An 8,413-nucleotide genomic window follows, 5' to 3' on the forward strand; every position below is an offset into this window, starting at 1 on the left:
GTAAAACGATATGACAATACCCGCCTGACATGCCAACTTCGTCAAGTCTAACCGCCAGCTGGCAGCACCGTAAATTTCCCGGCGGCCGGCGGGCGACACCCCGGCGGACGTGCTGTTTTGGCGCTGCAGTCTTCGTCACAGCCGCGCCGCGCCCGGCAGTCCGATGCGCCGAATCCGCCGCCGGTACATGTTTGCTGACGCCGCCTGAGGGCGGGCCCACCACCCCCGAATCGGCTCGCATGATCGTGCTCAGCGGGCGGCAAAAGCCACCGCGGGCAGGCCAAAGCGAGCGCTGCTAAGTTTGCACGGTAGCGATGGGCGGCACGCAGGAGATACTGGACGGGTACTGGTCCGCATCCGGCGCCGACGGTGAGCCGTGGCGCTTATCACTAGCCCAGGACGCACCCCACCAGCGCCAACCGATTGCCTGGCACCCGAGGAGCCCATGAACGAGCGCGACGAATTCCTGCGGGACCGTCTGCAGCCGCCGCCCGGCACGCCCGGCCCCCCGCCCAGGAGTGTGCCGCCTCCGCCGCCGGTCGGCCAGCGCCTCGCACCGCGGCCACCGTCGGCGCCTCCGGTACGCGCACCGGCGCCTCCGCAGCGTCCGCCCGCGCCGCCCCAGCAGCCCGCGGCCGCCCCGCCTGCTTTCCCGCGGCCACCCGCGATGTCGGCTCCACAGGAGGCCCCCGCACCCGCCGCTGCGGTGCCGCCGACCACCGCCACGCCGGCGCGGTCCACCACCCCCATCGGCGCAACACCCGACCGCGGTTGGCGACGCATGCTGCGGCTCATCACTTTCGGCCTCGTCAAGCTGGGTCCGTCACCCGCGCAACAGCAGGACGCCCAATACGAGGCGGCGATCCGGGCCCGCCTGCTCGGCAACTACAAAGTCGGCGTCCTGGGCAAGGGCGGCGTCGGAAAAACGTCGGTGGCCGCGAGTGTCGGCTCACTGTTCGCCGAACTCCGAAGGCAGGACCACGTCGTGGCGATCGACGCCGACACCGCCTTCGGCAGACTCAGCAGCCGGATCGACCCGGGGTCGTCCGGATCGTTCTGGGAACTCACCGCCGACAAGAACCTGCAGTCGTTCAGCGATGTGGTCGCCCGGGTAGGGCGCAACTCCGCCGGCCTGCACGTGCTCGGTGGCGAACCGGCGTCCGGGCCGCGCCGGGTGCTCGACCCCGCGATCTACCGGGAGGCCGCGTTACGCCTCGACCATCACTTCGCGATCTCGGTCATCGACTGCGGTTCCACGATGGACGCGCCGGTCACCCAGGAGGTGCTGCGCGATTTGGACGCGCTGATCGTGGTCTCCTCGCCGTGGGCGGACGGGGCGAACGCCGCCGCCAGGACCATGGAGTGGCTGGCCGATCAGGGCTTCGACACGCTGCTGCAGAACAGCATCGTCGTGCTCAACGATTCAGATGGCCACGCCGACAAGCGCACCCGGGCGTTGCTGGCCCGCGAGTTCATCGATCACGGCCGGCCGGTGATCGAGGTGCCCTTCGACCCCCACCTGCGGCCGGGCGGTGTCATCGATGTGAGCCGCGAGATGGCGTCGGCGACGCGGCGGAAATTCCTCGAGGTCACGGCGACGATCGCGGGCTATTTCGCGGCGCGGCACGACGACCGGCCCGGCTAGCCCCGTTCGGCTGCCTTTCCCATCCGCGCGGCCGGGTCGGCGATCGCCTCGATCTTGGCCACGCGGGACCCGCGGATCGTCAGCACGATGACGGCGAAGAGCCGGCGATCGGTGAATGCCAACAGCACCGGTTGCCCGACGGGGCCGCTGACCAACGTCACGTCCGGCCAGAGGTAGCGCAGCAGGTTGGTGGCCACCGCGTCCGGCCCGTGGTTGATCTGCTGCGGCGGGGGCGGGTCGGCGAGGATCGTGCCCACGCCCCACACCGTCGGGTCCAGCACGGCGGCCAACGCGGCAACGTCGCCGTTGGCGCATGCGGTGATGAACTTCTCGGTGACCAGCTGGTGTTCGGCCGTCGCCACCTCGTTGATTTTGGGTTGTGCTGCAACGAATTTCGCCCGCGCTCTGCGCGCCAGTTGACGGCAGGTACCCACCGGGCGGCCCACGGTTTCGGAGATCGATTCGAACGGAACGCCGAACACGTCGTGCAGCACGAAGGCGACCCGTTCCCCGGGACTGAGCCTTCGCAGCACTTCCAGCAACGCGGCGCGGATCTCGTCGTCGAGGGTGACCCGGTCGGCCGGGTCGGAGCGGTGCGGCGCCGGCCGTTCCTGGACCTCGCCCGGTCGTTCGTAGCGGGCGCGTGCCGAGCGGACCTGGTCGAGGCAGAGCCGGCTCGCCACCACCGTCAGCCAGCCTCGGAGATCCTCGATCCCGCTGACGTCGGCCCGCGAGAGCCGCAGAAACACCTCCTGCGCAACGTCTTCCGCGTCACCGACGTCGCCGAGCATTTGGTAGGCGAGGTTGACCAGATACGGGCGGTGACGACGCCAGGCCTCGGCGACCTGGTCGCCCGCTGACTGTGACTGGTTCATGCCTCTTCGACGATTCGCTGCAGCAAAAAGTTACAGGTTTCCCGGTGTAACTTTCCCACCTTTCGCCCCGTCCTTGGAACACCGCAGAAAAATTCCGAGAAAGGGGCCTTCCCATGACCATTGTGGTAACCGGGGCGACCGGCAACGTCGGACGCCCTCTCGTCGCCGCCCTAGCCGCCGCGGGAGCGCCGGTGCGCGCGGTGACCCGCGCGCCGGAGACGGCCGGGTTTGCGCCCGGCGTCGAACCGGTCGGGTCGGCGACCGCGGCGCTGCCCGGCGCGTCGGCGGTGTTCCTCAATTCCCGGGCGCTGGGTGAGGACCTGGAGAGGGTGGTGACCGAGTGCGTGCGCGCCGGGGTGACCAAGCTGGTTGCGCTCTCGGCGATCAACGCCGACGACGACTTCTCCCGGCAGCCGTCCCGCTTCCGCGGGGACCGCAACAAGGAGGTCGAACAGCTCGCCGTCGACTCCGGCCTGACATGGGTGAGCCTGCGGCCGACGGTATTCGCGACCAACTTCGCCGGCATGTGGTCGCCGCAGATCCGCGCGGGCGATGTGGTTTTCGGGCCGTATGCCGCGGCTTCGACGGCACCGATCGTCGAGACCGACATTGCGGAGGTGGCGGCGCGGGCGTTGCTCACCGATGAGCTTGTCGGGCAGCGGATCCCGCTGACCGGTCCGCAGGCTTTCACCAACTCGGAGCTGGTCGAGGCCATCGGCGCCGTGCTGGATCGGCCGCTGCAGTACCGCGAAATACCGAATGCCGCGGTACGCCAACGATTCCTCACGTTGGGCTTCACCGCCGACTTCGCGGATGCCTACATCGCCATGCTGGCCGCGACAATCGATGCACCCGCGCTGGTGACCCACGACGTGGAGAAGATCCTCGGCCGGCCGGCGCTCCCCTTCGGCCAATGGGTCGCCGGGCATCGCGACGTTTTCGCCCGTGCGAGTTAGCGAAGGAGCCGCCCATGTCCGAACCGCGTCCGCCGCGCTTCCTCAAGCCGATGAACAGGGTGATGATGGCGGTCCAACGCCTCGGGATCCCCACCGGTCCCGCGATGGTGCTGACGGTTCCCGGCCGCAAGTCGGGCCGGCCTCGCAGCACCCCGATGACACCATTCAAGTTTCAGGGTGGCCTCTATGTCGTGGCGGGCTATCCCGGCGCCGACTGGGCGGCCAACGCTCGGGCGGCGGGCACCGGCACGCTCAGCCGGGGACGACGGTCACGGCGGGTCCGGATCGTCGAACTCTCCGCCGGGGAATCGCGGCCGGTGCTGCGGGCGTTCCCCGCCAAGGTGCCCGTCGGTGTGTCGTTCGCGAAACGATCGGGGATGGTGCGTGATGGGACGGCGGACGGATTCGAAGCGTTGGCGGGGCGGCTCGCCGTCTTCCGCTTCGAGCCGACGTGAGGGCAATCGCGGATTCCTGGCCGAGGCCTACCAGACGATGGCCGCCATGTCACGGTTGTCCGAGCACACGCTGCGCACCGCGGCCTCGATGTCGGGGGCGGTGATGATCTGCAGGTCCTCGACCGTAACCGGTTGGCCCGCACGCTTTTGCGCGACCACGCGGGTGTCCCGAAATCCCTCGGCACGTTCGATGACGTTGCGGGCGAACCGGCCGTTCTGCATGGCGTCGATGCCATGCCGCCCGCCCGGCGTCGTGTAGTTGCGGATGGTCGTTGCCGCATCCAGGAATGCCTCCCGCGCGGCGTCGTCGAGCTTGCTGGCGCGCGGCGCCGCGTAGCGGTGCCCGATCTCGACGATCTCGGACGGCGAATACGATTCGAACCGCAGCTTGCGGTTGAACCGGCCGGCCAACCCCGGGTTCACGGTGAGGAATTCGTCCACCTGATCCTCGTAACCGGCGCCGATGAAACAGAAGTCGAAGCGGTGTGTTTCCAGCGCCACCAGGAGCTGGTTGACGGCCTCCATGCCGATCATGTCGGGTGTGCCGTCCTGGTGCCGCTCGATCAGGGTATAGAACTCGTCCATGAAAATGATTTGGCCAAGCGACTTTTCGATCAGCGCGTTGGTCTTGGGTCCCGACTCCCCGATGTAGTGGCCGCAGAAATCCGACCGGCGGACCTCCCGGATTTCGGGGTTGCGGACGATGCCCATGCCGGCGTAGATCTTGCCGAGCGCTTCCGCGGTGGTCGTCTTGCCGGTGCCGGGCGGGCCAACCAGCAGCATGTGGTTGGTCTGTCCCTCCACCGGCAGGCCATGCTCGAGGCGCATCATCCGCACTTCGAGCTGATCTTCGAGCGCCGACACGGCCTGCTTGACCGCGGCCAGTCCGACCTGCTTGGCCAGCAGTGCCCGGCCCTCGGCGAGCAACTCGGCGCGCCGCTCCGAGGTGGCGTCGTCGTCCAGCTCGTCACGGCTCTTGGCCGTCGATACGTCCCACCGATCGGTGCGGCTTGCGATCGTTTCCTCGTCGGTCACGACCAGGTGCAGGCTCGGGTCGGCCAAAGCCGCCTTCGCGGCCTCGGTCAGGACGCCGTTGATGGTGGCCTTCGACAGCCAGACCTGGGCCTTGTCCTCTTCACGCAGCTGGCGGTGCACCATCCCCCGCACATACGCCAAATCGGCGACCAGCAGCGGGATGTCGGCCGGCCCGATCGATGCGGTCAGCACGTCGGCGTCGAAGCGGCCCGACGCGTTGGTCTGCCCGATCACGTCGACGCGGTCGAGCCAGTCAAGCGCGACCCGGCCCTGCCCGAGATGCGCCGCGGCGTGGGCCGCCAGCGCGCAAATCGACGCCGTCACGGCCGACATGATGATCGCCTGCGGGGGAAGTTCCTCGGCGGCAGCCAGCAACACATCCGGCCAGCGCTGCGTCGTGTACATCAAGAACGCCCGGGCCAGCTGGTGCCACTGATAGTTGGCCCACGAATCGAGCAGGTCGCGATTGGAGAGCAGCCTGTCGGCCTCGGCGTATCCGCCGGCGATGGTCAGCGCCGACGACAACGCCAGCCCCACTTGCGATGCGTCGGTCACCGTGATTCCGATGTAGGGCCCCAGCTGGATCTCCGCGGCGAGCGTCTGTCCGATGCGGGTCGTTTCGCGGTGCAGCCATTCGCTGGTGGCGTAGAGCCTCTTAAGCGAGGCGAGGTCGTTGTCGCCGCAGGCGATGCGGCCCAGCCACGCGTCGGCCATCGACGAGTCGGCGTCGGTGGCCGCGACGAACTCCGGCAGCGCCGCCGCCCGGCCCTGCCTGCTCATGACTGCCATGGCCCGGTCGAAATGCCTACGGGCAGTTTGCAAATCACCCATCGCGTGTGCCTTCGAATCCTCGACGTCCTACATGACCGACATGGTGACCGGGTCGAGACTCACGTAGCGGTTCTCGGCGCGGAACATGTCCATCTCGACCAGCCAATCCTTCCCCGCCGCGCTGACCCGCACCATCGCCGGGCCAACCTGCTCGATGATCACCTCGAAGTTGTGCCGCTGTCCCTCGGGCAGCCTCGTGCCCGACGGGGCGATCGTGATCACGGTCGCGGGTCGCGGGGTGGGCGAGATCGGCGCGACGTGCTCCACGACGCTGACGGTGGTGCGCGGTGCGGGCCGCGCCGTGCTGACGACGCCGATCTCCGGCATCCGCACGCTGGCCCAGCGCGTCAAGTCGCGGGTATGCACGCACACCCGCTCGCCCGCGCCGGCGGTGCGGATCACGATCCGCTTGGTGACGGGATCGTCGGCGGCCACGAAAACCCTTGACAGCTCTCCGGCATCGGTGACGGGGATCAGCAGCCGGTCTCCGTTGCTCAGCTTTCCGACCAGCACGCCCGACGGGCCGATCTCGGTGAGCAGTTGATCGGGCAGCGGGCTGGGCCGCAGTGCCCGCAGGTAGGGCCGCGGGCCACACATGTTGGCCGCGGCGGCCGCGGCCTGTTCCCCGTTAAGCCGGCGCAAGATCACACTCGGCGGGGTGGGAGCCGGCGTCGGCGTGCGCACGGTGATCGTCGCGGTGCAGGTCGCATCCGGATACACGGTTACGTTCTGGATGACCTCGTCGGCGCGCAGCGTCCACGCCTGCGACAGCACGCGCGAGGCGATCGCGTCGGCCGGATACGCGTATGTCGTCATCCAGCCCGCCTCACCGCGGATGGCCTTCCATCTCTGCGTCTCCCCCTCGGTGGCGTCGCAGCCCAGCCGCCGGTCGAGCTCGGCCAGATCGGTTGCGGTGGCCACCTTCGCCCGCAGCCCCTGGCAACGCAGCAGGCCCGCGATGCGCTGCGCCGCCGAAATGGCCGCGGCGCCAACGGTGGTGCGCCAGCGGAGCGCTTGTGTGTTGTCGATGATGGACAGCCGCATGATCAACCAGGTTTCCCGCCGGCCCGCATACGGCGGGGTGCCGATCTCCGAGTCATACACCCGCGGGTAGTCCCCGATATTGCCGTGCCGGGACCCGAGTGAGACGACGCTGATCGAGTCGAGCTGCAGACCCAGCGCCTGGTGCATCATCGGCACCAATTCGACGACATCGATGACGTTGTCGGTCTCGACGGTCACCGAACCCGTCACCAAGGTCGCTTGGTGCGCCCGGCCGAGCAGCTGAACCGCCACCACCGCAACACCGTCTTGCACGCGGACCCCGCCGCCGGATCGGTTGTTGGCCACGGTGATTGGGGCGTTCCAGCGGATCGGGCGCCGCCCGCGCCGCCACAGCACCAGCCATGACCACGCCGGCTGACCCCACCAGTGGATGAACACCGCCGCGACCCCGACCGCCACGGCGATCGCCGCACCGATGTAGCCGGCCACCGCCCAACTCGCCGCCGCGAGCAAGACCACCACCCACACCCCGAGTACCCGCCGATTGCTACCCCGGCTGAACCCGGTCAGCGTGGAGCTCACCGCGCCCTCCTGAGCCGCGCGGCGATCGCGGCCACGAGCACACCGGCGGCCACCGCGCCGACGAACCCGATGGCGATATTGCGTGCCCGGTGGTCCGCCGGTGGGGGCGGCGGCGCCGGCCTGATGATCCGGCTCTGCGCGCCCGGCGGCATCCGGTCACCCGGCGGGATGTTGAACGTCAGTGCCGCAACGGGATCGACCAACCCGTACCCGACCTTGTTGTCCACTCCCGCGGGTGGATTGTGCGCCGACTGCACGATCCTGTTGATCACCTGATGGGCGCTCAGGTCGGGGAATTTCGCCCGGACCAGCGCCGCGACGCCGCTGACGTAGGCGGCCGAGAAGCTGGTGCCCCAGAAGGGCATGTTCTTCTCGCCGGGCCTCGACGGCGGGTACGCGTTCACCGGCCCACCACCCTGGGGTGAGAGACCCATGATGTGGGTGCCAGGCGCGGCCACACTCACCCAGGGGCCCGACATGCTTTTGTCGAGCGGGGCGCCGGTGGCATCGACCGCACCGACCGACAGGACGTAGTCGGAAAACCACGACGGCGACGAGACAACCTTGACCTGATGCCAGTCCCGCGGATCCGAGGGTTCCAGCGGGTCGTACATCGGGTTGTTGTTGCAGCCGGCCTCCCCGTCGTTTCCGGCCGCGGCCACCACCACCGCGTCCTTGACGGTGGCGGCGTACCACAGTGCGGCGCCCAACGCCCGCTGGTCGGCGGGGGCCGCCGCCGGCAGGCAGGCGGTGACCGAAATGTTGATGACCTTCGCACCCATGTTGGCCGCGTGGACCACCGCGCGCGCTACCGTGTTGAGCGTGCCGGCTTTGACCTTCTCGTCGGAGTTGGGGTCCCCCGGCCCGGGGTTGACTGGCTCAAAAGCCCTGGAGGACTGGCGAATTGAGATGATGGTCGCGTGCGGGGCCACGCCCACCACCCCATCGGGCGCTCCCGGCGGAGGCGGGGGCACCGCGGGTTCGTCCTCGGTCTGCGGATCCGCCGGGCCCTGTCTCTTATACACATCT

7 protein-coding genes are annotated in these 8,413 nt (G+C 69.0%); 3 read left to right on the forward strand and 4 right to left on the reverse strand.

Going from position 1 to position 8,413, the window contains the following annotated elements:
* Positions 1-445: 445 nt before the first annotated feature.
* Complete coding sequence (locus A5781_RS24650; protein WP_197504041.1) at positions 446-1,645, forward strand: MinD/ParA family protein; 1,200 nt, start codon at positions 446-448, stop codon at positions 1,643-1,645.
* On the opposite strand, the gene sigI is transcribed toward A5781_RS24650, so the two are convergent.
* On the reverse strand, positions 1,642-2,520 hold the full coding sequence (sigI, locus tag A5781_RS24655; RefSeq protein ID WP_067213420.1) for an RNA polymerase sigma factor SigI: 879 nt from the start codon (positions 2,518-2,520) through the stop codon (positions 1,642-1,644). The genes A5781_RS24650 and sigI overlap by 4 nt on opposite strands.
* A 113-nt stretch (positions 2,521-2,633) precedes the next feature.
* On the opposite strand from sigI, the gene A5781_RS24660 reads away from it, so the two are divergent.
* Entirely contained in the window at positions 2,634-3,476 is an 843-nt protein-coding gene (locus A5781_RS24660) for an NAD(P)H-binding protein (RefSeq protein WP_067213424.1), read from the forward strand.
* 14 nt (positions 3,477-3,490) lie between these two features.
* Positions 3,491-3,931: a nitroreductase family deazaflavin-dependent oxidoreductase gene (locus A5781_RS24665; RefSeq protein WP_067213437.1), complete on the forward strand. Its 441-nt coding sequence runs from the start codon at positions 3,491-3,493 to the stop codon at positions 3,929-3,931.
* 27 nt (positions 3,932-3,958) lie between these two features.
* Here the strand turns inward: A5781_RS24665 and eccA are convergent, their stop codons facing one another.
* The 3 genes from eccA to mycP form a co-directional block, all read right to left on the reverse strand.
* Positions 3,959-5,797, reverse strand: a complete 1,839-nt coding sequence (eccA, locus tag A5781_RS24670; protein ID WP_067213440.1) for a type VII secretion AAA-ATPase EccA — start codon at positions 5,795-5,797, stop codon at positions 3,959-3,961.
* Between the two features lie 27 nt (positions 5,798-5,824).
* The gene (gene eccE, locus A5781_RS24675; protein WP_067213443.1) at positions 5,825-7,384 is read right to left on the reverse strand and encodes a type VII secretion protein EccE; all 1,560 of its coding nucleotides are present in this window, start codon (positions 7,382-7,384) and stop codon (positions 5,825-5,827) included.
* The coding region (gene mycP / locus A5781_RS24680; RefSeq protein WP_067213464.1) for a type VII secretion-associated serine protease mycosin at positions 7,381-8,413 on the reverse strand (1,033 nt) is incomplete at its 5' end. The genes eccE and mycP, both read right to left, overlap by 4 nt.

This window comes from Mycobacterium sp. 852002-30065_SCH5024008 (assembly GCF_001665645.1).
Classification (GTDB): Bacteria; Actinomycetota; Actinomycetes; order Mycobacteriales; family Mycobacteriaceae; genus Mycobacterium; species Mycobacterium paraffinicum.